This is a genomic window from Rhizobium mongolense USDA 1844 (assembly GCF_000419765.1).
GTDB classification, from domain to species: Bacteria; Pseudomonadota; Alphaproteobacteria; order Rhizobiales; family Rhizobiaceae; genus Rhizobium; species Rhizobium mongolense.
On the sequence record NZ_ATTQ01000006.1, the window covers coordinates 217,155 to 238,807 of the forward strand.

Genomic DNA, 21,653 nt, shown 5'->3' on the forward strand with positions numbered 1-21,653 from the left:
GCAAGAATGCGCCGGCCGGCAATCAGATCCTGTTGATGGTCGGCAGGAAGGATACGACCTGCCTGCGGTGGGCGGCATCCAGCGTGTCGATGCGGTCTTTCCAGAATTGAGCGGCCTCGGGTGTATCTTTTTCCCAGCAGCGGGTGGATACGATGTTATCGTCGATCACCGCGCGGCGATGGCCGCCCAGGCGTAAATATTCGTCCGCGAGTTGCTTCGAGGGATTATCCATGAACAGCGCCTCCTTTCAATCCTTTCAACCCGGATGCGGGACGCAAGGTTCCATGGGTTGAAGAATATAGAGCCGGGCGTTGACGCTATGTGCTGCTCCTCAAGCGCTCTTTGGTCTCTTCTGGGAGGTATTCAGCGCCACGGCGGCGCGGACGAGCGCCTTCAACGCTTTTTCATCGATCTCGTCGCCCTCATGGAAATCGATGGCACGCCTCGTGTTGCCTTCGAGGCTGGAGTTGAAGAGGCCTGAAGGATCCTCCAACGAGGCGCCCTTGGCGAAGGTCAACTTCACGGCATTCTTATAGGTCTCGCCGGTGCAGATGATGCCGGCATGCTCCCACACGGGAACCCCGAACACGTTCGAGGGCTTTCTCCATTTTACCTCCTCGACCACATCGGGGTCGGTCTCCTTGATGAGGCTTCGGAGCCTGGCGAGCGTCTTGCCCCGCCAATCGCCCAGCGCCGCTACTTTCGCATCGATCAGCTGAGACGGAGAGGCTTCTGGTTCTGCTTCCTTCACGGCGTTCTTCTTCATGGTGGTTGTCGCTTTCATCATGGTGTTCGCTCACAGTCGTTCGCCAGGCAACTGGCTGGCTTGGTTCACCCAGTCGGCGAACTGAGCTTCGTCCAGTTCGTCCTCATGGATGTCGAGATAGCGCACGTCCTTATGCTTGGACTGGCCGAGCGGAAGAGGGCGCAGCGATGCGCCGCGGAAGAACGTCACTTTCACGTATTTCGTGAAGCAATGAAAGCTGAGGAACCAGACATGGTCCTCGACACCATAGAAGGGCGAGTTCCATTTGACCGCCTTGCGCACGCCGGGGACGGTGCGCTCGATGAGCGCGTCGAGGCGGCGTCCGACATCGCTCTTCCAGCCCGGCATGGCCGCGACGTAGGCCTGCACGGGGGCGTCGCCGTAGCCCTTGGCGATCTGAGGGTTGCCGCCTGAGAGGAGGACTGGTTCTGTGGAGGCCGGTTTGGCTGTGGTTTCCTTTGCGGCCTTCGCTGACTTCTTGCGGTCCATTGTTCATGCCTTTCCGCTGACGCTTCGCGCGCTGCGCCACTTCGTGGCGTAAGGCAGCACGAACATGTAGAGACCGGTGAACAGGAGCAAAAACAGCGGCAGCAGTGGCGCGTAGACGACCCAGCTGGGAGGTTCTCCCATTCCCATAGCGACGAAATTGGCGATGACGGTCGCCGTAAAGGCGATAGACACCCAGCGGTGGAACTGCCGAATCCAATTATTCCATTTCAATGGTACCTCCTCTGAGTATCAGTCGAAGCGCAACGCGAAAGACATCAGTCTGCCAGCGCCAAGACCTGCTCCAGGTTTGCAAAGAACTGCTGCCACCCTGCCTTTGCGCCCCCGTAAGCCTGCTTCTGATCCGGCCGGAAGCCCGACTGCTCCATGCGCAGGTGGGTCCCCGTGCTCGTTGGGGTGAGCGTAAAGGTCACCACGCTCTGCAGACTATAGGCCGCATCGTTGTGCGCAAAATTCCAAGTGTAGGACAACGTTCTGTTCGGCTCGACGGCGAGGACCTCGCAGTCCAGCACGCCGCCCCAGTCTCCGCGAAGATTGAAACGGTGGCCCACGTCAGGCTTGAAGTCGTTCTTCATGAGCCACTCCTCGATCAGGTGTGGTTGCGTGAGCGCGCGCCAGATCTTTTCCGGCGGAAAAGGAAGCTCCCGTTCGACAATGACGGAAAGCGATTCGGTCGCGGCTTTGTTCACTGGTCCATCCTTTTGAGCAGATCTTCGAGGTCGTTGAACCGGCTCTGCCAGAAGCCCGCCATCTGGCTTGTCCAGTCGATCAGCGGAGCCAAGGCACTGAGCTGCGCGCTATAATGGGTATGGCGGCCCTCGTGGCGGTCGCGCACCAACCCGGCCTGCTTCAGGACGCCCAGATGCTTTGAGACGACCGGCTGGGAGACCCCGGCCCGGGCCGTCAAGGCCCCGACCGTCTTTTCTCCCTCGCGGCACAGCCGCTCGAAGAGAGCCCGCCGGGTCGGATCGGCGAGCGTTCTGAAGAGCATATCGGGAGCGTTCGACATTTGGGATCTATACCCCGTTGACTATTGATTGACGTATAGTCGCAGAGGTATGAGTGAGTCAAGCCGAAACGCTAGGCGGGATGCCGATCGCCGAATAGGCATCCGCGAATTTACCATACCCCGTTGGCTATGCGTTGTGCATTGTCGTCACCGATGATACATGGCCGCGGCAATGAGGCGAAGCGCGTCCCGTTGCTGCTATTGCGCCGCCTAGTCGCGCATCCTGAGCTCATCCGTCTGCATCTGCAGGGAACCCAGCGTTTGGAGGAAGCTCATGCCGAGCAGGCTCTGGTCGAGCGCGCCGTCTTCGGCGACGCTAGCGGCGACGTCGGTGCGCACGATGGGGCCGATGGCGATGCGGTCGAGCGTCACGGGCGCGGCGCGGGCGCGGCCGTTCGCCGTCATGACGGTCATCGAATAAGTGAGGTTTTCAGGGATGATGCCGATCCGCTCGGCATCCGTATGCGACAAGGCCACCATGCTGGCGCCGGTATCGACGAGCATCGGGATCGTCTGGCCGTTGACGGAGACGTCGGCCTCGAAATGGCCGTTCAGCAGTTTGTGCAGGATGATCTCGCTGCTGCCCTCGCTGGTGGTGACGACGACGGCACGGCCGGGCACGAGGCCGGCAAGCAGACGGTTGCCGACGCCAAACAGGTCCTGGCGGTAGAGATAGACGGTTGCGAGGGCCAGGATGATGACCAGCCAGATCATCAGGTTGCGCATGGTTTCGCCGGCGCTGCGGCGGCTTGCCCAGATGCCGGCAGAGAGCATCAGCACGATCGGCAAGAGATAGACCATGCGCCCGAAATCGTCGATGTTCATGCCGAGCACGCGGTCGCTGTCGTGGTTGTAGACGAGCACCGCAAGGCCGATCGCGAGGATCAGAAGGAAGAGCCCGAGCCGGTTCATGAGCGGTGCTCCGGCATTGGGGCCGCCTCGCGAACCAGCGCCGCCGGTTCGGCAAAGAGGCGCGCGGCAAGGACAGTCATGATGCGCTGCCTTTCCTCATCCGAATAGGACATCCAGTTGCCGATCTCCTGAAGCGTGCGGCCGCAACCTGTGCAAAAGCCGGTTGCGGGATCGATCGAGCATACGTGGATGCAGGGCGTTTGCATGAGCGGAATATCGTGATTTCACAAGGCCGTGGCAAGGGCGCAGAAGGCTGCGATTTCGGAAATCTGCTGGGCGGCGCCGAGCGTGTCCCCCGTATGGCCCGCAAGCTTGCGGCGGATATAAAGCGTGAAGGCGATGACCGCGATGCCGGTTGCAAGCAGGCTGCAGACAAGGGCCAGCAGGCCGAGCGCCGGCCAGACGAGAAGGGCCGAAAAGAGGCAGGCGGACACGACCGCGACATGCATTGCGCTTTCGCCGGGCTGTCCCGAGGAGGCGGCGATGCCGTCCGTCTTTGCGGGCGGCAGACGGTGCCAGTGCCAGACGAGGGCGGCACGGCTGAGGCAGGCGGCCGCGGGGATAGCGAAGGCGGCGGCAAGCGGGGCGACCTCGCGGGCGATGGCGGCAAGCGCTGCGGCGCGAAGTGCTAGCGAGAAGACGAGGGCAATCGCGCCGTAGCTGCCGATGCGGCTGTCCTTCATGATCGCCAGCGCGTGATCGCGGTCGCGTCCGCCGCCGATGCCGTCGGCAGTGTCGGAGAGCCCGTCCTCGTGTAGCGCGCCGCCGATGAGCGTCTGGACGGCGAATGCGACGAATGCCGCCATCAGACGGTCTGCGCGCAGGCCAAGGAGAATGAGAAAGACGAGGGCCGGAAGAAGGCCGATCAGAATCCCGGCGAGCGGGAAGGCGCGTACCGTGCGGCTGAGCTTGCCGTCGTCTGCGGAAAAGACCCATTGCGGCACGGGAAGCCGGCTCAGGAAAGCGACGGCGCGGGCGGTGTCGAGCGCATAGGCCTTGATGTTCATGTCCTCAACTTCATGCATGAAGGTGCGACGCTTTGGGAGTTGTGACGCCTGGCCGCTGCCTTTAATAGAGTCGCGACGAAAGAAGCCGATTTGTCTGCAAAAGACAAGTTGGCCCCGGATCTCCGGACAGAAGCAAATACAAGGAAGCCGCATTCATGAGCGTTTCAGGCCTGCCGTTCGACGATTTCCGTGCGCTGCTGCGCGATCTGCCGGGACCGGATACCCGGGCGCTGGTGGCAGCGCGCGAGCGCGACGCGCAACTGACGAAGCCGCCGGGCGCGCTCGGGCGGCTCGAGGAGATCGCTTTCTGGCTGGCCGCCTGGACGGGCAGGGCGCCGGCCGTCAACCGGCCGCTGGTTGCGATCTTCGCCGGCAATCACGGCGTGGCGAAACAGGGCATCACACCCTTTCCGCCGGCGGTGACGCAGCAGATGGTGGAGAATTTCGCCGCCGGTGGTGCCGCGATCAACCAGATCTGCGTCGCCTACGATCTCGGGCTGAAGGTCTTCGATCTGGCGCTCGACTATCCGACCGGCGACATCACAGAAGAGGCAGCACTTTCCGAGCGCGACTGCGCGGCGACCATGGCCTTCGGCATGGAGGCAATTGCGGGCGGCACGGACCTGCTCTGCATCGGCGAGATGGGGATCGGCAACACGACGATCGCTGCGGCCATCAATTACGCGCTTTACGGCGGCTCGGCGCGCGACTGGGTCGGCCCGGGAACCGGTTCCGAGGGCGAGATGCTGGAGCGCAAGGTGGCAGCCGTCGAGCGCGCTGTCGAGCTGCACCGCGACCATCTGAACGATCCGCTGGAAATCATGCGCCGCCTCGGCGGCCGCGAAATTGCGGCAATGGCTGGCGCCATTCTTGCCGCGCGCGTCGAAAAGATACCGGTGCTGATCGACGGCTATGTGGCGACGGCGGCAGGCGCCATCCTGCAGGCGGCCAATCCGTCGGCGCTCGACCACTGCCTGATCGGTCATGTCTCCGGCGAACCGGGGCATCTCAGGGCGATCGAGATGCTCGGCAAAACGCCGCTTCTGGCGCTCGGCATGCGGCTTGGCGAGGGGACGGGTGCGGCACTTGCCGCCGGCATCGTGAAGGCCGCCGCGGCCTGCCATTCCGGAATGGCGACATTCTCACAGGCGGGCGTTACCAACAAACACTGAGCGCTGCAGCTTTGTGTCAGACGGATGACGGGTGCTTGCGGCGTAAGCCTGGAACCGGTATTCGCATTTTGATCGATGGACGGCGGCTGCGGCCGCCGCCGACTGCAAGACGAGGGCGTGCTTTGACCAAACCTGCCATAGGCAAATTGACGGGTGTGAGCCATTTCTTCGCTGCCGCCGTCTATTCCTGGGCGGGCTTCCAGCGCCTGATCAAGGAATCGGCTTTCCGGCAGGAGCTGCTTTTTGCCGCCGTTTCGCTGATCCTGCTTGCCGCTGTCGGTGCATCTCTGTGGGAAATGATGATTGCCGTCGTGCTGTTTCTGGTGCTCTTTGCCGTCGAGGCGCTGAATACGGCGATCGAGGAGGTGATCGACCGCATCTCGCCGGAAATCTCGATGGTCGGCAAACATGCGAAGGATCTTGGCTCCTTTGCCGTCCTCTGCGCGATTGCGGCGTGCGGGCTTTATCTTCTCGTCACGATCGGCACGCATCTCATTGCGATCGTCTTTGCCTGAGGCGGATGGCGTCAGGCATCAGGATTTTCTCTGATCGCTTTCTCGAAGAACAGGCTGATCGGTGACGGCCTGTAGGCGCCGAAGGGCCCGCGCTCCTTGTATCCGGCCCAACGATACAGGTTTTGTCCATCCGTATTCCTGATACCGACTTCCATTTTGATAAGGCGAATTCCTTTGGACAAGGCCGCTGATTCCACGGCTTGCAACAGGGCTCTTCCAACGCCCCGCTGTCTGAATCTCTGATCCACGATCATCCGCTTGAGTTCAGCCGTGCCATCATGATCGTCGAAGAGCGCGCAGCACCCTGCTGCGGAAAGATCGCCAGTGCGTGCGACAAAGACGGAAATATGTGGTGCGGACAATGTTTCCGGATTGAGCGGCCTGCGATACTCGCCGGGATAGAGCGAGGCCGCAACCGTATCGGACAGCAAGAGAAGCGACGCCACGTCATCTTGCCGCGGACTTTCTTCTCTGACGCTCAACATCGTTTGCACTGATCTGTCCACCTGGTTTCGTGCAGACTGCCGAGATTAAGCGAAGCTCTTGCGCTTGCGAGAAACAGGCTGCGCTTCCTCGACGGCCGGCAGGCTCTGCAGCACGCGCCTGGCAGGCAGGATGGCGATCACTTCGGTGCCTTCGCGCAGCTTTGATTTCAGGACGAACTGGCCGTCATGCTTGGCAAGGATCGCCTGGACGATCGGCAGGCCGAGGCCGGTGCCCTGTTCGGCGCTCTTGATGGCGATCGAGCCTTGGCCGAAGGCGGAGAGCACGACGGGGATTTCGTCCTCGGGAATGCCAGGGCCGTTGTCCTTGATGGAGATGTACTGGCCGCCGCCTGCCGTCCAGCCGACCTTGACATGGATTTCACCGCCTTGCGGCGTGAACTTCACTGCGTTTGACAGCAGGTTCAGCACCACCTGGCGCAACGACTTCTCGTCGGCCCAGACAGACGGCAGCTCCGGTTCGAACTGCTGGGTGATGGAAATGTTCTTGCCCCTGGCACGCAACTGCACCATGCCGATGCAATCTTCCGCGATATCAAGGAGAGAGATCGCTTCTTCGATGAGTTCGTATTTCCCGGCCTCGATGCGCGATAGGTCGAGGATCTCGTTGATGAGGTTCAGCAGATGCTGGCCGGAGCGGTGGATGTCGTTCGTATATTCCTTGTAGGTCGGGTTGTTCAGCGGGCCCATGACCTCGGCCGACATCACCTCGGAGAAGCCGAGGATGGCGTTCAGTGGCGTGCGCAGCTCATGTGACATGGAGGCGAGGAAGCGCGACTTGGCAAGGTTTGCCTCTTCCGCCCGCCGGCGCGCTTCGTCGGACATGGATTTCGCGACTTCGAGCTCGGCGATCAAGTCGTCCTTTTCCGACTGGAAGGAGAGGATCTTGAGGTTCGACTGGAAGAGGCGGTCGCTGATGTAGTTGAAGAAAATGATGGTCGTCGTGAAAACGGCAGCGAGGCTCAGCTCAAGGAGGTCGCGCGAGATGCCGGCCTTTGCGGCGAGTGCTACGACGGAGGGCGCGAAGGCAACGAGCACGGCGGGCGTCAGCATGAAATTCGACATTGCCGTAACGGAAAGCGCGATGAGAAGCGTCGCGCCCTTAAAAAGGATGAAGCCGGAGGGATCGCAGGCGTCGCACTCCTGAAGCGCAAAAACGGCCCAGCAGCTGCCGATCATCAGCTGGCCGAAAAGCAAGACGCGGCGCCATTTGCGCGCCGATTCCACAGTTATCTCCTTTTTGCGGGCGCGGCGCACGAGGAAGATGTTTGCCGCATAGGCCGTCAGCGTCAGTACGGCCCAGAGGAAGATTTGTGTGTTGCCGGTGAAATAGATGCCGAGGGCCGCAATGATGATGACGAAGAGCGGCATGATCGACGCGCCCTGAATGAAGGCGCTCATATACATCCTGAGCGCGTCCCGATCGAAGGCGGCGGCGGAGGAATGGCCGGATTGCAGCCGCTCGCGCGTCTGCCGCACAGCCCTGGAGACAGGCTTGTTGCGGTGACTGCGGGATTTGTCGACGATAATCTTATCGGTCGATGTGCTAACGCCGGTACTCATGTGCACAATGATACTTGATCCGCGGATGGTTCCACCGTAACCCGCAATTCTTAAGAAGTTGTTTGCCATTTTTGCCAACGGTTTGTTTTTCAAGGAGGCGAAAGCGTGGCGCGTGGTTTCAGAACGATACGCGATGGTGTCACCGCTTTCGCAATGCTCGCGCTGATCTGGCTGGTCGCCGCAAAGCTCAACGACAAGCCCGATACCGTGCACGCCGGCGAATTTCATGCGGCAGACGGCGATAGCCTGACGATGCGTGCCGAACGCATGCGGCTGAAGGGCATCGATGCGCCGGAGCTCAACCAGAGCTGCGAGCGGGGCGGAAGGCGATGGGCCTGCGGCCGGGAGGCAAAAGAGGCATTGCAGGGTCTGGTGGCTCGACGCGATACCCGATGCAGCGGCGCTGGACGGGACCAGTACGATCGGCTGCTCGTCGTCTGCCGGAGCGGCGGCATCGATCTTAACGGAGAGATGGTGGTAAGGGGCATGGCCGTCGCCTATGGGAACTACGAGCGGGAAGAGGAGAGGGCGCGGGCGCAAAGGGCAGGTCTCTGGGCGGGGACATTCGAGCGGCCGCGCGACGTGCGCGACCATGAGCGCAGGCAATCGGGATTCGAGGATGCGAGGCGGCTTGGCGGGCAGGTGACGGGATGGCAGTGACGGGCGAAGCGGCGCTTGCCGCGCTGCACAGCGAAATTGCGCACTGTCGCATCTGCCGCGATCGGCCGCTGCGGGCCGACGATCGGCTGCCGCACGAGCCGCGGCCGGTCGTCGTGATGTCGTCCACCGCGCGCATCCTGATTGCGGGCCAGGCGCCAGGCCTCAGGGTGCATGAAAGCGGCATTCCCTTCAACGATGCCTCCGGCGACCGTCTGCGCGACTGGCTGCAGGTGGAGCGCGAGACATTCTACGATGTAGAGCGGTTCGCGATCGTGCCGATGGGCTTCTGTTTTCCGGGCTACGACCCCAAGGGCAGCGACCTGCCGCCGCGACGGGAATGCGCGCCGCTCTGGCGCCAGAGCGTCATCGATCGGATGCCGCAGATCGAGCTTGTGCTCACCGTGGGCCAATATGCCCAGGCATGGCATATGAGCGGATTGCGCAAGCCGACCATGACCGAAACCGTGAAGGCGTGGCGCGAGACGCTGTTTTCAAACCGCAGTCCGGCGGTCTTGCCGCTGCCGCATCCGAGCTGGCGCAACAGCGGCTGGCTGAAGCGCAATCCCTGGTTCGAAGAGGAACTGCTTCCGGTGCTGCGGGACAGAGTAAAATTGCTCATATCCTGAAACAAAATTCTTTTCTGGCGCCGGAATCGCGTTATATAGAGAAAATAATTCGAAAAGGGCTTTCGCATATGGACCGTCTCGACCGCAAGATACTGCGTCTTTTGCAAGAAGATTCGACTTTGGCTGTTGCCGATCTCGCCAAGAAGGTGGGGCTTTCGACAACGCCGTGCTGGCGCCGTATCCAGAAGATGGAAGAGGACGGCGTGATCAAACGCCGCGTCGCCATCCTCGACCCCGAGAAGGTCAACACGAAGGTCACGGTTTTCGTCTCGGTCCGCACGGCGACGCATTCGATTGAGTGGCTGAGGCGTTTTTCCGAAGTCGTCTCGGACTTTCCCGAAGTGGTCGAATTCTACCGCATGAGCGGCGACGTCGATTACCTGCTGCGCGTGGTCGTGCCGGATATCGCCGCCTACGACGCCTTCTACAAGCGGCTGATCGCCAAGATCGAAATCCGCGACGTTTCCTCGGCTTTCGCCATGGAGCAGATCAAGTATTCGACGCAGCTGCCGCTTGATTACATGGTCTTGGATAATGCGAAGTCCAGCGAGGATTGAGGTCTAGCCATTCTGCGGAAAGAGCAAGGATGGCACGTGCCGCCTATTATCGCTGCCAAGGCCGCACCGGCAACGTTGCTGTTTTGCGCTGTCATTGCCCCGTCTCATGCCTTGTGCTCGTCACAGGCATCCAGTGCGCCCAACTCCTTGGGCGCACAAGACACTTAAACGTCCCATCAGCCATTGATAGCGCAGACGCGCCGTGAATGGATCCCTATGACAGGCACAAGAATGAGGGAGTTTGGGGGCAATGATGCTGCAATTAGCGAACGTCGCGTGTGCTGTTGCATTTCCCCATCCTCGCACTCGCCGGGCTCCTACGTCAATCGCCCCATCACCTTCTCATTGGTCAACTCCCGGACGGCGTCCTTGCCGATCCAGCGGGCGATCTTGTCGGGGCTTGCGGCGAGGCGTTCGGCGAGAGCCAGAGCCGGGGCGTGGCAGGCGCGGCTGCGCTTGCCGATGTTGCGCAGCGCCCAGTTGACGGCCTTGCGCACGAAGTTGCGCGGGTCGGCGGAATGCGCCTCGATCAGCGGGAGCCAGGCGAGGAGAGTTTCGTCCGCGTCCTGCTTGCGGTGGACAGCAGCGCCGGCGATCATGGCGAAGGCGGTGCGGCGGACGAATTCGCGATCGTCGGCGGCGAATTGCAAAATCACGTCATCGAGCCTCGCCTCGACGAAAAGGTCCGCGGCGCAATCGACAATTTCCCAGGAGTTGAAATCCTCCACCCAGCGGCAGGCTTGCGCCGGCGTGAGCTTCTTCGGCTCGGCAGTATAGAGCGCCAGCATGCGTGCCTCGCGGATATCGCTTTGCCAGAGCTCCTGTGCGCGGGCGTGGTCCTTCTTCGCAAGGCGGGCGATTTTTTGAAGATCGGGATTGGAGATGCCGAGCGCGGTACCGGTGACGATGCCGAAGCGCGTCATGCCGGCAATGTTCTCCTTAGAGCGCAGCGTCTGCAGATGCGCGATCAGCTCGGCCGCGCTTGCCGAGGGGCCGATCATTTTTCCAGGCGCGCGAGCAGGGAGGACGTATCCCAGCGGTTGCCGCCGATCGCCTGGACGTCGCCGTAGAACTGGTCGACGAGGGCAGTGAGGGGCAGTTTCGCGCCGTTGGCGCGTGCTTCGGTGAGCACGATGCCGAGATCCTTGCGCATCCAGTCGACGGCGAAACCGAAATCGTATTTACCCTGGTTCATGGTCTTGTGGCGGTTTTCCATCTGCCAGGAGCCGGCGGCACCCTTGGAGATGACGTCGATAACCTTTTCGATGTCGAGGCCGGCACGCTTGCCGAAATGGATGCCTTCGGCGAGCCCCTGGACGATGCCGGCGATGCAGATCTGGTTGATCATCTTGGTGAGCTGGCCGGAACCGGCAGGACCCATGAGGCCGACCATGCGGGCATAGGCGTCGATGACCGGCCTTGCCCTTTCGAAGACGGCTTCATCGCCGCCGCACATGACAGTGAGCAGGCCGTTTTCCGCACCCGCCTGGCCGCCGGAAACCGGCGCGTCAATGAAATCGCTACCTTTTGCCTTGGCGGCGTCATAAAGGTCGCGGGCGACTTCGGCGCTGGCGGTGGTGTTGTCGATGAGCACGGCGCCCTTCTTCATGCTTTCCAACACGCCGCCCTTGCCGATGGTGACCGAACGCAGGTCGTCGTCATTGCCGACGCAAGTGAAGACGAAATCGGCATCTGCTGCAGCTTCTGCAGGCGTCGGGGCGGATTTGCCGCCGAACTTGGCGGTCCAGTCCGAGGCCTTGGATGCCGTGCGGTTATAGACCGTGACGTCGTGGCCGCCCTTCACCTTCAAGTGACCTGCCATGGGGAAGCCCATGACGCCGAGACCGATGAACGCGACTTTTGCCATATGCCAGATCCTTCTCCTGAATTCGGGGCATGATTAGCCGAAAGTGCCGCGGCAGGAAAGCCAAAGTGACGCCGGTCCGGTTTGCCGTGCGAAAAATCCTCGGCAGCGTGCTTTGGAATAAAATTTCGCGGAACAGGCACATTCCGGTCAGGAAAATTGCCGGGGGCGGCAAAACTCACAAATAAAATTGTCGATATAATACATAGAGATTATCATTATCAAAGTCATCGCAACGACCGGCAGATTCAAGGATGCTGCCGCGAAGGAAAGGGGATTGCCATGATTTCTCGACGCCAGACGCTCGGACTTTTCGGTGCTGCTGCTGCTGCTGCCGTTCTGCCGGCCATCAAACCCACGCGCGCTGCAGCCACCGAATTCCGGATCGGCTGGCAGAAGAACGGCGTGCTGGCGCTCGCCAAGCGCCGCGGGGCGCTGGAGAGCCGGCTTGCCGATCGTGGCATTTCGGTTAGCTGGTCAGAATTCACCTCCGGCCCGCCGCTGCTCGAAGCGCTCGGTGCCGGCGCGCTCGACTTCGGCGCGACCGGCGACGTGCCGCCCCTCTTTGCGCAGGCTGCAGGCGGCCATCTCTATTATGTCGGCACCTATCATGGCAGCCCGGCGGGTTCGGCGATCCTCGTGCGCAAAGATTCTCCGATCAAGACTCTCGAAGATCTGAAGGGCAAGAAGGTCGCGTTTAAGCGCGGGTCGAGCGCGCATAACGTTACTGTAAAAGTCTTACGCAAGGCGGGGTTGACGATCGATGATGTCCAGCCGCTGGACCTTGCGCCGCCGGATGCGGCCCCTGCATTCAAGAACGGCAGCATCGATGCCTGGTCGATCTGGGATCCTTACCTTGCAATCGCCGAGGCCGATCCGGAGACCCGTATCCTGACGACGGCCGAGGGCATCGTTCCCTCATACAGCTATTTCCTCGCAAACCAGGAATTCACCGATGCCAACGGTCAGGTGATCGTCGACGTGATCGATGAACTCGGCAAGGTCGGTAAGTCGGCGCAGGGCAAGCTCGACGATACGGTCAAGGAGCTCTCCGAAATCACCGGCGTGCCGGCTGAGGTGACCCGCGTCACGCTGTCGCGGCCGGGCGCCGATCTCGGCGCCGTGACGACCATCACCGACGATGCGGTGGCCTACCAGCAGGCGCTTGCCGATGAATTCTACCAGCTCGGCATCGTGCCGAAGCAGTTGACCACCGGCGACATCGTTTGGCGGCCGAAGGCGAGCTGATTTCTGTTTCCGGTTTTCAATGGAGATTTCCGACCCATGAGCGCTTCATCCAAGCCTATCGATTTCCTCTGGTTCATCCCGACCTCCGGCGACGGGGCCTATCTCGGCTCGGGCGAGCTGACCCGCGCGCCGGATATCGGCTACATGACGCAGATCGCGCAGGCCGCCGACCGGCTCGGCTATTCCGGCGTGCTTTTGCCGACGGGCGTCGCCTGCGAGGAGTCCTTCGTGACGGCCGCAGCCCTTTCGGCCAAGACCGAGAAGCTGAGGTTCCTCGTCGCGATCCGTCCGGGCACCGCGTCGCCCGCCTATTATGCGCGGCTGACGACGACGCTCGACCGCATCTCGAACGGCCGCGTGCTGCTCAACATCGTCGTCGGCGGCAGCCCGGGCGAGCTTGCCGGCGACGGCATCCATCTGGAGCATGACGAGCGCTATGCGCATGCCGACGAGTTCTTCACCGTCTGGGAAGAGCTGCTGGAAAAGGGTGTCGCGAGTTTCGACGGCAAATATATCAAGGCAACCAATGCGCAGCTCGGCTTTCCGTCCGTCCAGACCCCGCGCCCCCCGCTCTATTTCGGCGGCTCGTCGGATGCCGGGATCGATTTCTCGGTCGGCCGGGTCGACAAGTATCTAACCTGGGGCGAGCCGCCGGCACAGGTCGGCGAGAAGATCGAGCGCGTGCGCGCCGCCGCGGCCAAGAAAGGCCGTGACGTGAGCTTCGGCATCCGCCTGCATTTCATCGTTCGCGAAACGGATGAGGAAGCATGGGCGGCGGCCGACCGGCTGATCTCCAGGCTCGACGATGCGACGATCGAGGAAGCGCAGCAGCGTTTCGCCAAGGAGTCCGACTCCGTCGGCCAGGCGCGCATGGCGGCCCTTCACGGCGGACGCCGGGACAAGCTGGAGGTCTCGCCGAACCTGTGGGCCGGCGTCGGCCTTGTGCGCGCCGGTGCCGGGACAGCACTGGTCGGCTCGCCGAAGACGGTCGCCGCACGGCTTCGCGAATACCAGGACCTCGGCATCGAGACGGTGATCGGCTCCGGCTATCCGCATCTGGAAGAGGCATACCGCGTCGCCGAACTGCTGTTTCCCGAACTCGGGCTCGAGCGCGAGGAGCAGCACCACGGCCTCAAGAGCGATTTCGGCCGTCACCGGGTCTTCGGCGGCGGCAGCCATGGCGGCAACCTGAAGGTCGTTTCCGGCTCCTGATTTCAAAGCACGCAAGGAGGTAAGCATGTCGGTTTTCGAAACGCCGTTCACGCGAGCGATCGCCGGGCAAGAGAGCCGCAAGGTGCGCTCTCGACTGTCGCTTCCGAGCCGCGAAGCGTTTCTGCCCTATCTGGTACCGCTCGCGATCATCCTCGCCTGGCAGGCGGCGTCGTCGGCAGGGCTTATCTCCTCGCGTGTCATGCCGTCACCGGCGGATGTGGCTGTCGCCTTCTGGTCGACCACGCGATCTGGGCAGTTGCCGCATGACGTTCTCGTCAGTGCGGGCCGGGCTTTCGCGGGGCTCATCGTCGGCGGGTCAATCGGCTTCCTGCTCGGCATTGCGAACGGCGTTTCGAAAATTTCAGAGCAGCTGACGGATACGACATTGCAGATGCTGCGCACCATTCCTCATCTGGCGATGATCCCGCTTGTCATTCTCTGGTTCGGGATCGGCGAGGAATCGAAGCTTTTCCTCACTTCGCTCGGCGTGCTTTTCCCGGTCTATCTCAATACCTATCACGGCGTGCGCAACGTCGACCGCGACCTGATCGAGATGGGCAGGGTCTACGGTATGGGCGGCTGGACGCTGTTTCGCAAGGTGATCTTTCCAGGCGCGCTGCCCTCGATCTTCGTCGGGCTGCGCTATGCGCTCGGTATCATGTGGCTGACGCTGATCGTTTCGGAATCGATCGCCGCGTCTTCGGGCATCGGCCACATGGCGAACAATGCCCGCGAGTTCATGATGACGGATGTCGTGGTGCTGGCGCTGGTGATCTATGCCGTGCTCGGCAAGCTGGCGGATGTCGTGGCGCGGGCGCTGGAGCGGCGGGCGCTGACCTGGAACCCCGTCTATCAGAAATAGGAGAACGCAATGACCGTCATCACGCATGAGCGCTTCCAGGGGGCTGCTGAGCCGGAATACGAGACGGAAGCGGCCGTTGCGCAAGAAGGTGCCGCTTCGATCACGCTGACGGGCCTTGAGAAGAGTTTCAGCGGCAACCGGGTTTTGCGCGGCATCAACCTCCACATTCCGGCGGGCCAGTTCGTCGCGGTGATCGGCAAGAGCGGTTGCGGCAAGAGCACGCTGCTTCGGATCCTCATGGGGCTCGATCAGCCGACGGCCGGTGAGTTGCGCTTCGAAAATACCGCCGGTGCCGAGGGCCAGCCGAACGCGCGCATCGTTTTCCAGGAGCCGCGCTTGCTGCCGTGGCTGAGCGTGGCGGAGAATGTCGCCGTCGGGCTCGGCGACAAGGTGGAGAAGCGGTTGGCACTGGCGGAAGCAGCGGCGGTGCTCTCCGAAGTGCAGCTTGCCGAGAAGGCGTCGGAATGGCCGTCACGGCTTTCCGGTGGCCAGCGGCAGCGCGTCGCGCTGGCCCGGGCGCTGGTGAGCAAGCCCGGTGTGCTGGCGCTTGACGAACCGCTCGGGGCATTGGATGCGCTGACGCGCATCAGCATGCAGGAACTCGTCAATCGCGTCTGGCGCGAACTCGGCTTTACCGCCGTACTGGTGACGCATGACGTCAGCGAGGCGGTGCATCTGGCCGACCGGGTGATCGTGCTCGACGAGGGGCGGATCGCGCTCGATCTGGCGATCCCTTATCCGCATCCGCGCAGGCACGGCAATGCCGAACTCGCCGAACTGGAGGGGAAGCTGCTTTCGGCGATCCTCGGCAAGCAGGCGGTGCGTTAGATTAGCTTTGTCGATTTCGCTCGGAAATCCAGCGATCGAGATGGCCAAGCGCCTCCTGCTGCAGGCGGTAGGTGCGGACGCGGCCGGCCTTTTCGGACAGCACGAGGCCGCTCGATTCCAGCACGCTCAGATGCTTCATGACTGTCGGCAGTGTCATGGAGAGAGGCTTTGCCAGCTCCATGACGGAGGCAGGGCCGCGGCCGAGGCGATCGACCATGCCGCGGCGGCTGCGGTCGGACAAAGCGTGAAACATCCGGTCGAGGGCGGCAGGTTCCATGATCATTCGGAGGGCATTTCGCTGCGGATGCGCTCGGGGAGCTGGTGCCTGTACGGATAGAACTTGAAATAGGGCAGCGCCTCCTTCAGCACCCGCGCAAAGGACGGCCGCTCGAGCAGGCGTTCGTAATAGGCGCGGAGCTTCGGCTGGTCGTCGCCGAAGGGAACGAGCGTTTCGGCATAGAAGAGGGCTGGTGCCGCGGCGCAATCGGCCATCGTGAAGCTGTCGCCGGTGATCCACTGGTTGCTGCCAAGCTGCTGCTCGATCATGCCGTAGGCCGTCGCGTGCGTGCCGCGTGCCTCTTCCACGCCGTGCGGATCCTTGCCGCCGTCCGGCCGCAGCGTATCGGTAACGATCTTCTGCATCGGCGTCTGCACATAGAGATCGAAGAAGCGGTCCCAGAGGCGGACGCGAAGCGCCCGGTCGATATCGTCCGGCAACAGGCGGATAAGGCCGGGGTAATGTCGATCGAGATATTCGATGATGATGCTCGTCTCGGGGATTGTGCTGTCGAGCGCCTCGTCGCGCAGGACCGGCATCTTGCCGACCGGCCAAAAGCGGAAGAGATCGGCGCTCGACGTTTCATCGGCCAGATCGACGGTGCGGTTTTCGAAAGGTGTGCCGTTCTCGTAAAGCGCGATCAACACCTTGTGGCAGAAGGAGGCGAGGGGATGTCCGTAAAGAACGAGCGACATGGATCGAGCCTTCAGTGATCGGAAAGTTTACTGAATGGCTAAGTATCAGGTTGCGGGGCGGGCCGCAAGAGATGGTTTCCTGACTGGGTAAGTATCCGGTACAGTGCGCCGATCCGTTGTTCCCTATGTCGCCCCGGGAGGCTAGATGCTCATAAAGCGAACGCAGTTACCTTGAAGGATCGTGCGCTCAGCCGGCCAACCGCGCGATCACCAGATGTCCCGGACTGGGCTGACCTTCCTGCATGCGGACGTTGATTTCGGTCATCTCCACGAGGTCGAAGCCGGTCGCAGTCAGGCGGTCGCGGATATAGGCTTCGGCGTGCAGGAAGCGCTGGTGCGGGCCGACGGCGTAAAGGCGGCCGTCGGTTGGCGGGAGCGTCTCGGAGGAGAAGATGAAGAGGCCGCCGGGCGTCAGGTTTTCGGCGGTGCCGAAGAAGAGCGCCTCCAGGGCGCCGAGATAGGGCAGCACGTCGGTCGCGGTGATGAGGTCGAAGGGGTCTTCGTCGTTGTCGTCGAGGAAGTCCTCGACCTCGGCGACGAAGAGGGTCTCGTAGATATCCTTCTCATGGGCGATCTCGACCATGTTTTCGGAAATATCGATGCCCGTCATCTCCTCGCAGAGGTCGCGCAGCGTGCCGCCCGTGAGCCCCGTGCCGCAGCCGAGGTCGAGCATGCGCTTGAAAGGGTCGAGCTTCAGTTCCTGAAGGCGCTGGCGGACCAGCATGGGGACGTGGTAGCTGAGCTGCTCGACGAGCACGTCCTCGAAAACTTCGGCATGCTGGTCGAAAAGGGTTTCGACATAGGCATCCGGCGCCCTGACCGGCGTTTCGCCGCGGCCCATCGAGGCGATGCGGACGGCCGCGCCGCCGTGGTCTTCGGGGTCGATCGCCAGCACTTCCTCATAGGCCTTCACGGCCGCGTCGATGTCACCGGCCTTCTCTAGGGCAAGGGCGCGGTTATAGGCTTCCGCAAGCGCTTCCTCGTCGATCTTCTTTGCCATTGCCATCACCACCTTTTGAAGTTCAGGCAAGGCTCTAAGGCGGCTTGCCGCCTTTTGCAATGGCGGCCTTGGAGGCGCAGAATGCGAAATGGAGATCTCAATAAGAAGGAAAGGGAGGAATGCCATGACGACGGACATCAGCAAACCCGGCCTTGACGAGAGCGCCCGGAAGCAGGCGACGCCGCCGCTGCCGCTGACGCCGGTCGAAATCACCAATACGCTCGCGCACTATTATCGCGGCGAACTCGGACGCATGACGAGTTGGCGGGATCGCATCGACCGGACGTCGAACTGGGCGATCACGGTGGTCGCGGCATTGCTCTCCCTCTCGCTGTCGACGCCGACCGCGCATCATGGCGTGCTTCTCTTCGGAATCATGCTGATCTCGCTGCTCTTGCTGATCGAGGCGAGGCGCTACCGGTTCTTTGATATCTATCGGGCCCGCGTCCGGCAGGTCGAAAAAAACTATTTCGCGCAGATCCTGTCGCCGGAGGCGAATTCCGCGCGCGATTGGGGCCCGGTGGTCGCAAGCAGCCTGCGCAAGCCGACGTTCCTGCTGACCTACCCGGATGCCGTCCAGCGTCGGCTGCGGCGCAACTACAGCTGGATGTATCTCATCATGCTGCTTGCCTGGGCGCTGAAAATCACGACGCCGAAACTGCAGACCGAGGGCAGCGCGCTGGCACAGGCACACTCCTGGACCTATGTGATCGACAATGCCGTGCTCGGGCCACTTCCGGGGCTCGTGGTGATTGGCCTCGTGCTGGCCTTCTATCTCGCCATCCTCTACGGCGTGTTACGCCGGGAACCCGACAAAGGCGAGTTCATTCATGGCGAGGCGCATGTCTAGCGGCCTCAATGCAGGATGAACTCGCCCTTGAGGGCGCGCCATTCCGTTGCCGAAATCAGCTTGCGGTGGATGTAGCGCACCGAATGCAGCGGGCCGTCCAGTTTCTCCTGCCAGAACTTCAGAAAGCCGCGCATTTCGGGAAAGTCCGGAGCAAGATCGTATTCCTGCCAGATGTAGGTCTGGAGGATCGCCGGGTGATCCGGCAGGTGGTAGAGGATGTGGGCGGTCGTCAGCCCATATCCCTGGATCTGCTTTTCGAAATCCTTGTTCATCTCAGCCTCGGTTTCGTTCCCATGTCACGTTTGTGAACATTATATGAATGGAAACACGCGTCGGTTAACGCAAGCTTGACAGATGTCGAAAGAAAAGGCTATTTGTTTTTGATTTCAATGGCTTGGCAGCGATCATATGGGAGTGCTGCCAAGCGGTCAGCGCTTCAGATGCCGTGTCAGGCGGCGCTCGATCCAGTTCCAGAAATGCCGAAGCGCTTCCACCATCGAAAGATAGAAGATCGCCGCCCAGAGATAGGTCTGGTAGTCGAAGGTGCGCGAGAAGGCGTAGCGGGTTTCGCCCATCAGATCGAGAACGGTGATGATGGCGACGACGGCAGATCCCTTGATCAGCAGGATGATTTCATTGCCGTAGGGGCGCAGCGCCACGATGAGCGCCTGCGGCAGAACGATCTTGCGGAAGGCGACGGCCTTGTGAATGCCGAGTGCTGACGCGGCCTCGTGCTGGCCGCGCGGCACGCTTTCGATGGCGCCGCGCAGGATTTCGGCCTGATAGGCGGCGGTATTGATCGTCATCGAGAAAAGACCGCAATACCAGGCGTCGCGGAAGAACCACCAGAGGCCGGCGGCTTCGAGCTGGACGCGGAAGCCGCCGAGGCCGTAGTAGATCAGAAAGAGCTGTGCCAAGAGCGGCGTGCCGCGGAAGACGTAGACGTAGCAATAGGCAAGCGTGCTGATGATCCTGTTCTTCGACATACGCGCGAAGGCGAGCGGCAGGGAAAGCGCTGCGCCAAAGATGACGGAGATCGTCACCAGGACGACCGTCGTCATCAGTCCGTGCAGGTAGCGCGGACCGTAGTGCGTGAACTTGTCCACGTCCCAGCCGGCGATCACCATGTACAACAGGCTTGCGGCAAGCAGCGCCCACAGGAGGACGAGGAGCGAGCCGACGACGCGCGTGCCCGTTATCGGCTTGACGATTACCTTCGGCGCCGGCTGCGGCGGGATGAGGGTTTGCGCATAGCTCATCGGCGGGCCTCGGAGCGCTTCGCCCAGCGTTCGATATAGCTGAGACCGATCGACGAGATGATCGCAAGCGCGAGATAGAGGCCGCAGGCGATGATGTAGAAGAAGAAAGCCTGCTTGGTGACGCGGACGGCAACGCCGGTCTGGCGCAGGATGTCGGCAAGGCCGATGATCGAGACGTAGGAGGTGTCCTTGAGCAGGATCATCCACAGGTTCGTGAGGCCGGGCAGGGCGATGCGGATCAACTGCGGCAGCACGATCAGGCCCAGCGTGCGGCCGTGATGGAGGCCGAGCGCATAGCCGGCTTCGTACTGGCCCCTCGGAATGGCGCGGAAGGCCGACAGCAGCACTTCGGCGCAATAGGCGGAAAAGACCACCGAGAGAGCGATCATGCCGGCGACAAAGGCGTTGATCTCCACCCGCTGTTCGTAACCGAAGGAGGTGAGCACCGACTGGATCAGGATCTGCAGGCCGTAATAGATGATGAAGAGTGTCAGGAGCTCGGGCAGGCCGCGGAAGATCGTGGTGTAGATGCCCGACGCAAGGCGCACCGACCTTTCTTCCGATTGCTGGCCAAGCGCGATAAAGAAGCCGATGATGAGGCCGACGGGAAGCGTCAGAAGCGCCACGCTGACGGTGGTCTTCAGGCCGAGCGCGATTTCGTCGCCCCAGCCTGCATTGCCACAGGCGAGGATGGTCGATTGCCCGAACCAGGTGAAAACGCCGGCAGGTCCGCAGAGCGGATCAACGATATATCCTATCCAGGCCCAGAACGAGCCCGGCGCGGAAAACAATCCGCCCATGCCAACTTTCCCCTCACGGCTTATGCCGTTTCGATCTTTCCATGGTTGTCAAACAAAAATGGCGGAAGAGCAAGCCTTCCGCCACCATCTTTGCCGGTCAGTTACAAGTTTTCTTATTCGCCGTAAACGTCGAAGTCGAAGTACTTGTCCTGAATTTCCTTGTACTTGCCGCTGGCGCGGATCGCTGCGATCGCAGTGTTCAGCTTGTCCTTGAGCGGGTCGCCCTGGCGCACGGCGATGCCGGCGCCCTCGCCGTTGATTTCCTTGTCCACGGGAAGCGTCGTCAGGATCTTGCAGCAGGCGCCGGCTTCCGACTTGATCCATTCGGAGAGAACGACGACGTCGTCGATGGCGGCGTCGATACGGCCGCTCGAGATGTCGAGCTTATACTCGTCGGCGGTCGGATAGAGCTTGAGCTCCGTGTCGGCAAGGTGCTTTTCGGCGTAGTTGGCGTGCGTCGTCGAGGTCTGTGCGCCGATCGTCTTGCCTTTCAGGCCGGCGACGTCGGTGATCGTCGAGTCCTTCGGCACGGCGACAGCCGGCGGCGTGTTGTAGTACTTGTTGGTAAAGTCGACGAGCTTCAGACGCTCCGGCGTGATCGACATGGACGAAACGATCATATCGTACTTCTTGGCCTGCAGCGCCGGAATGATGCCGTCCCAGTCGGCGCTGACGAAGGTGCATTCGGCCTTCATTTCAGCGCAGAGCGCCTTGGCGATGTCGATGTCGAAGCCCTTGATCTCGCCGCTCGCGTCAACGAATTCGAAGGGCGGGTAGGTCGAGTCGGTGCCGATCACGTACTTCTCGCCGTCGGCCATTGCCGAACCTGCGAAAAGCGACAGCGCTGCGAGTGAAGCAGCTGCGAGAAGGCGGGTGGAGATACGCATGAGGATCCTCTCTGTTGGTTGGCCGCTGCGTCTTCTTCTTATCCGCCAGCGACCTGAATGCGGCGGGCACGGGG

Annotated in this window: 30 protein-coding genes; 10 read left to right on the forward strand and 20 right to left on the reverse strand. The window is 61.8% G+C overall.

All coding sequences use genetic code 11. The annotated features are described in order from the left end of the window. Window positions 1–22 precede the first annotated feature (22 nt). The 9 genes from A3C3_RS0113420 to A3C3_RS0113460 all read right to left on the reverse strand — a co-directional run bounded on the left by A3C3_RS0113420 (window position 23) and on the right by A3C3_RS0113460 (window position 4,201). A complete protein-coding gene (locus A3C3_RS0113420) occupies window positions 23–232 on the reverse strand; it encodes a hypothetical protein (protein ID WP_022715123.1) in 210 nt (69 codons plus the stop codon). 99 nt (window positions 233–331) lie between these two features. Then, complete coding sequence (locus tag A3C3_RS0113425; RefSeq protein ID WP_022715124.1) at window positions 332–787, reverse strand: DUF1801 domain-containing protein; 456 nt, start codon at window positions 785–787, stop codon at window positions 332–334. A 9-nt stretch (window positions 788–796) separates the two neighbouring features. Then, complete coding sequence (locus tag A3C3_RS0113430; protein ID WP_022715125.1) at window positions 797–1,255, reverse strand: DUF1801 domain-containing protein; 459 nt, start codon at window positions 1,253–1,255, stop codon at window positions 797–799. 3 nt (window positions 1,256–1,258) lie between these two features. Beyond that, entirely contained in the window at window positions 1,259–1,486 is a 228-nt protein-coding gene (locus A3C3_RS0113435) for a hypothetical protein (protein ID WP_022715126.1), read from the reverse strand. 44 nt (window positions 1,487–1,530) lie between these two features. Next, on the reverse strand, window positions 1,531–1,962 hold the full coding sequence (locus A3C3_RS0113440) for an SRPBCC family protein (protein WP_022715127.1): 432 nt from the start codon (window positions 1,960–1,962) through the stop codon (window positions 1,531–1,533). Then, window positions 1,959–2,282, reverse strand: a complete 324-nt coding sequence (locus tag A3C3_RS0113445) for an ArsR/SmtB family transcription factor (RefSeq protein WP_022715128.1) — start codon at window positions 2,280–2,282, stop codon at window positions 1,959–1,961. The genes A3C3_RS0113440 and A3C3_RS0113445 overlap by 4 nt, the downstream gene beginning before the upstream one ends. Before the next feature lie 210 nt (window positions 2,283–2,492). Continuing rightward, window positions 2,493–3,194 carry a TIGR02281 family clan AA aspartic protease gene (locus tag A3C3_RS0113450; protein ID WP_022715129.1) on the reverse strand — a complete coding sequence of 234 codons (702 nt, stop codon included), beginning with the start codon at window positions 3,192–3,194 and terminating at the stop codon, window positions 2,493–2,495. Beyond that, window positions 3,191–3,400: a DUF1289 domain-containing protein gene (locus A3C3_RS0113455; protein ID WP_022715130.1), complete on the reverse strand. Its 210-nt coding sequence runs from the start codon at window positions 3,398–3,400 to the stop codon at window positions 3,191–3,193. Before A3C3_RS0113455 ends, A3C3_RS0113450 begins: the two co-directional genes overlap by 4 nt. An 18-nt stretch (window positions 3,401–3,418) precedes the next feature. Further along, the gene (locus tag A3C3_RS0113460; protein ID WP_022715131.1) at window positions 3,419–4,201 is read right to left on the reverse strand and encodes an adenosylcobinamide-GDP ribazoletransferase; all 783 of its coding nucleotides are present in this window, start codon (window positions 4,199–4,201) and stop codon (window positions 3,419–3,421) included. 155 nt (window positions 4,202–4,356) lie between these two features. Here A3C3_RS0113460 and cobT point away from each other — a divergent pair, with 155 nt between their 5' ends. Together cobT and A3C3_RS0113470 are read left to right on the forward strand one after the other, a co-directional pair. Further along, entirely contained in the window at window positions 4,357–5,373 is a 1,017-nt protein-coding gene (gene cobT, locus A3C3_RS0113465; RefSeq protein WP_022715132.1) for a nicotinate-nucleotide--dimethylbenzimidazole phosphoribosyltransferase, read from the forward strand. Between the two features lie 122 nt (window positions 5,374–5,495). Beyond that, window positions 5,496–5,888, forward strand: coding sequence for a diacylglycerol kinase (locus A3C3_RS0113470; RefSeq protein WP_022715133.1), 393 nt, complete (start codon window positions 5,496–5,498; stop codon window positions 5,886–5,888). Between the two features lie 11 nt (window positions 5,889–5,899). Here the strand turns inward: A3C3_RS0113470 and A3C3_RS0113475 are convergent, their stop codons facing one another. Together A3C3_RS0113475 and A3C3_RS0113480 are read right to left on the reverse strand one after the other, a co-directional pair. Next, a complete protein-coding gene (locus tag A3C3_RS0113475; protein ID WP_022715134.1) occupies window positions 5,900–6,373 on the reverse strand; it encodes a GNAT family N-acetyltransferase in 474 nt (157 codons plus the stop codon). Between the two features lie 45 nt (window positions 6,374–6,418). Further along, window positions 6,419–7,954 (reverse strand): MFS domain-containing histidine kinase, encoded by a 1,536-nt coding sequence (locus A3C3_RS0113480; RefSeq protein ID WP_028739619.1) that lies wholly within the window; start codon window positions 7,952–7,954, stop codon window positions 6,419–6,421. Window positions 7,955–8,059: 105 nt separating this feature from the next. Between A3C3_RS0113480 and A3C3_RS0113485 the strand changes: the two genes are divergently transcribed. The 3 genes from A3C3_RS0113485 (at window position 8,060) to A3C3_RS0113495 (ending at window position 9,797) form a co-directional block, all read left to right on the forward strand. Then, a complete protein-coding gene (locus A3C3_RS0113485; protein ID WP_022715136.1) occupies window positions 8,060–8,614 on the forward strand; it encodes a thermonuclease family protein in 555 nt (184 codons plus the stop codon). Further along, window positions 8,611–9,240 carry a uracil-DNA glycosylase family protein gene (locus tag A3C3_RS0113490; protein ID WP_028739620.1) on the forward strand — a complete coding sequence of 210 codons (630 nt, stop codon included), beginning with the start codon at window positions 8,611–8,613 and terminating at the stop codon, window positions 9,238–9,240. Before A3C3_RS0113485 ends, A3C3_RS0113490 begins: the two co-directional genes overlap by 4 nt. Before the next feature lie 68 nt (window positions 9,241–9,308). Beyond that, window positions 9,309–9,797, forward strand: coding sequence for an Lrp/AsnC family transcriptional regulator (locus tag A3C3_RS0113495; protein WP_022715138.1), 489 nt, complete (start codon window positions 9,309–9,311; stop codon window positions 9,795–9,797). Window positions 9,798–10,114: 317 nt separating this feature from the next. Here the strand turns inward: A3C3_RS0113495 and A3C3_RS0113500 are convergent, their stop codons facing one another. Both A3C3_RS0113500 and A3C3_RS0113505 read right to left on the reverse strand, forming a co-directional pair. Beyond that, a complete protein-coding gene (locus A3C3_RS0113500) occupies window positions 10,115–10,798 on the reverse strand; it encodes a DNA alkylation repair protein (RefSeq protein WP_022715139.1) in 684 nt (227 codons plus the stop codon). Then, complete coding sequence (locus A3C3_RS0113505) at window positions 10,795–11,664, reverse strand: NAD(P)-dependent oxidoreductase (RefSeq protein ID WP_022715140.1); 870 nt, start codon at window positions 11,662–11,664, stop codon at window positions 10,795–10,797. Before A3C3_RS0113505 ends, A3C3_RS0113500 begins: the two co-directional genes overlap by 4 nt. A gap of 279 nt (window positions 11,665–11,943) precedes the next feature. Between A3C3_RS0113505 and A3C3_RS0113510 the strand changes: the two genes are divergently transcribed. The 4 genes from A3C3_RS0113510 to A3C3_RS0113525 are packed head-to-tail and all read left to right on the forward strand — an operon-like array spanning window position 11,944 to window position 15,811. After that, the gene (locus A3C3_RS0113510) at window positions 11,944–12,909 is read left to right on the forward strand and encodes an aliphatic sulfonate ABC transporter substrate-binding protein (protein WP_022715141.1); all 966 of its coding nucleotides are present in this window, start codon (window positions 11,944–11,946) and stop codon (window positions 12,907–12,909) included. Window positions 12,910–12,945: 36 nt separating this feature from the next. After that, complete coding sequence (ssuD, locus tag A3C3_RS0113515; RefSeq protein WP_022715142.1) at window positions 12,946–14,121, forward strand: FMNH2-dependent alkanesulfonate monooxygenase; 1,176 nt, start codon at window positions 12,946–12,948, stop codon at window positions 14,119–14,121. A 25-nt stretch (window positions 14,122–14,146) separates the two neighbouring features. After that, a complete protein-coding gene (locus tag A3C3_RS0113520; protein WP_022715143.1) occupies window positions 14,147–14,983 on the forward strand; it encodes an ABC transporter permease subunit in 837 nt (278 codons plus the stop codon). A 9-nt stretch (window positions 14,984–14,992) separates the two neighbouring features. Beyond that, window positions 14,993–15,811 (forward strand): ATP-binding cassette domain-containing protein, encoded by an 819-nt coding sequence (locus A3C3_RS0113525; protein WP_022715144.1) that lies wholly within the window; start codon window positions 14,993–14,995, stop codon window positions 15,809–15,811. Window position 15,812: 1 nt separating this feature from the next. On the opposite strand, the gene A3C3_RS38340 is transcribed toward A3C3_RS0113525, so the two are convergent. The 3 genes from A3C3_RS38340 to A3C3_RS0113540 all read right to left on the reverse strand — a co-directional run bounded on the left by A3C3_RS38340 (window position 15,813) and on the right by A3C3_RS0113540 (window position 17,783). Beyond that, window positions 15,813–16,094: an ArsR/SmtB family transcription factor gene (locus A3C3_RS38340; RefSeq protein WP_022715145.1), complete on the reverse strand. Its 282-nt coding sequence runs from the start codon at window positions 16,092–16,094 to the stop codon at window positions 15,813–15,815. After that, the gene (locus A3C3_RS0113535) at window positions 16,091–16,783 is read right to left on the reverse strand and encodes a glutathione S-transferase family protein (protein WP_022715146.1); all 693 of its coding nucleotides are present in this window, start codon (window positions 16,781–16,783) and stop codon (window positions 16,091–16,093) included. Before A3C3_RS0113535 ends, A3C3_RS38340 begins: the two co-directional genes overlap by 4 nt. Before the next feature lie 187 nt (window positions 16,784–16,970). Then, window positions 16,971–17,783 (reverse strand): class I SAM-dependent methyltransferase, encoded by an 813-nt coding sequence (locus tag A3C3_RS0113540; RefSeq protein ID WP_028739621.1) that lies wholly within the window; start codon window positions 17,781–17,783, stop codon window positions 16,971–16,973. A 124-nt stretch (window positions 17,784–17,907) separates the two neighbouring features. Here A3C3_RS0113540 and A3C3_RS0113545 point away from each other — a divergent pair, with 124 nt between their 5' ends. Next, window positions 17,908–18,633 carry a DUF2270 domain-containing protein gene (locus A3C3_RS0113545; protein ID WP_022715148.1) on the forward strand — a complete coding sequence of 242 codons (726 nt, stop codon included), beginning with the start codon at window positions 17,908–17,910 and terminating at the stop codon, window positions 18,631–18,633. Window positions 18,634–18,638: 5 nt separating this feature from the next. Here the strand turns inward: A3C3_RS0113545 and A3C3_RS0113550 are convergent, their stop codons facing one another. From A3C3_RS0113550 to A3C3_RS0113565, 4 genes are all read right to left on the reverse strand, one after another. Beyond that, entirely contained in the window at window positions 18,639–18,905 is a 267-nt protein-coding gene (locus tag A3C3_RS0113550) for an usg protein (RefSeq protein WP_022715149.1), read from the reverse strand. A gap of 156 nt (window positions 18,906–19,061) precedes the next feature. Then, window positions 19,062–19,892, reverse strand: coding sequence for an ABC transporter permease (locus A3C3_RS0113555; RefSeq protein WP_022715150.1), 831 nt, complete (start codon window positions 19,890–19,892; stop codon window positions 19,062–19,064). Continuing rightward, complete coding sequence (locus A3C3_RS0113560) at window positions 19,889–20,692, reverse strand: ABC transporter permease (protein WP_022715151.1); 804 nt, start codon at window positions 20,690–20,692, stop codon at window positions 19,889–19,891. The genes A3C3_RS0113555 and A3C3_RS0113560 overlap by 4 nt, the downstream gene beginning before the upstream one ends. A 113-nt stretch (window positions 20,693–20,805) precedes the next feature. Then, window positions 20,806–21,579: an ABC transporter substrate-binding protein gene (locus A3C3_RS0113565; protein ID WP_022715152.1), complete on the reverse strand. Its 774-nt coding sequence runs from the start codon at window positions 21,577–21,579 to the stop codon at window positions 20,806–20,808. Window positions 21,580–21,653: the final 74 nt, after the last annotated feature.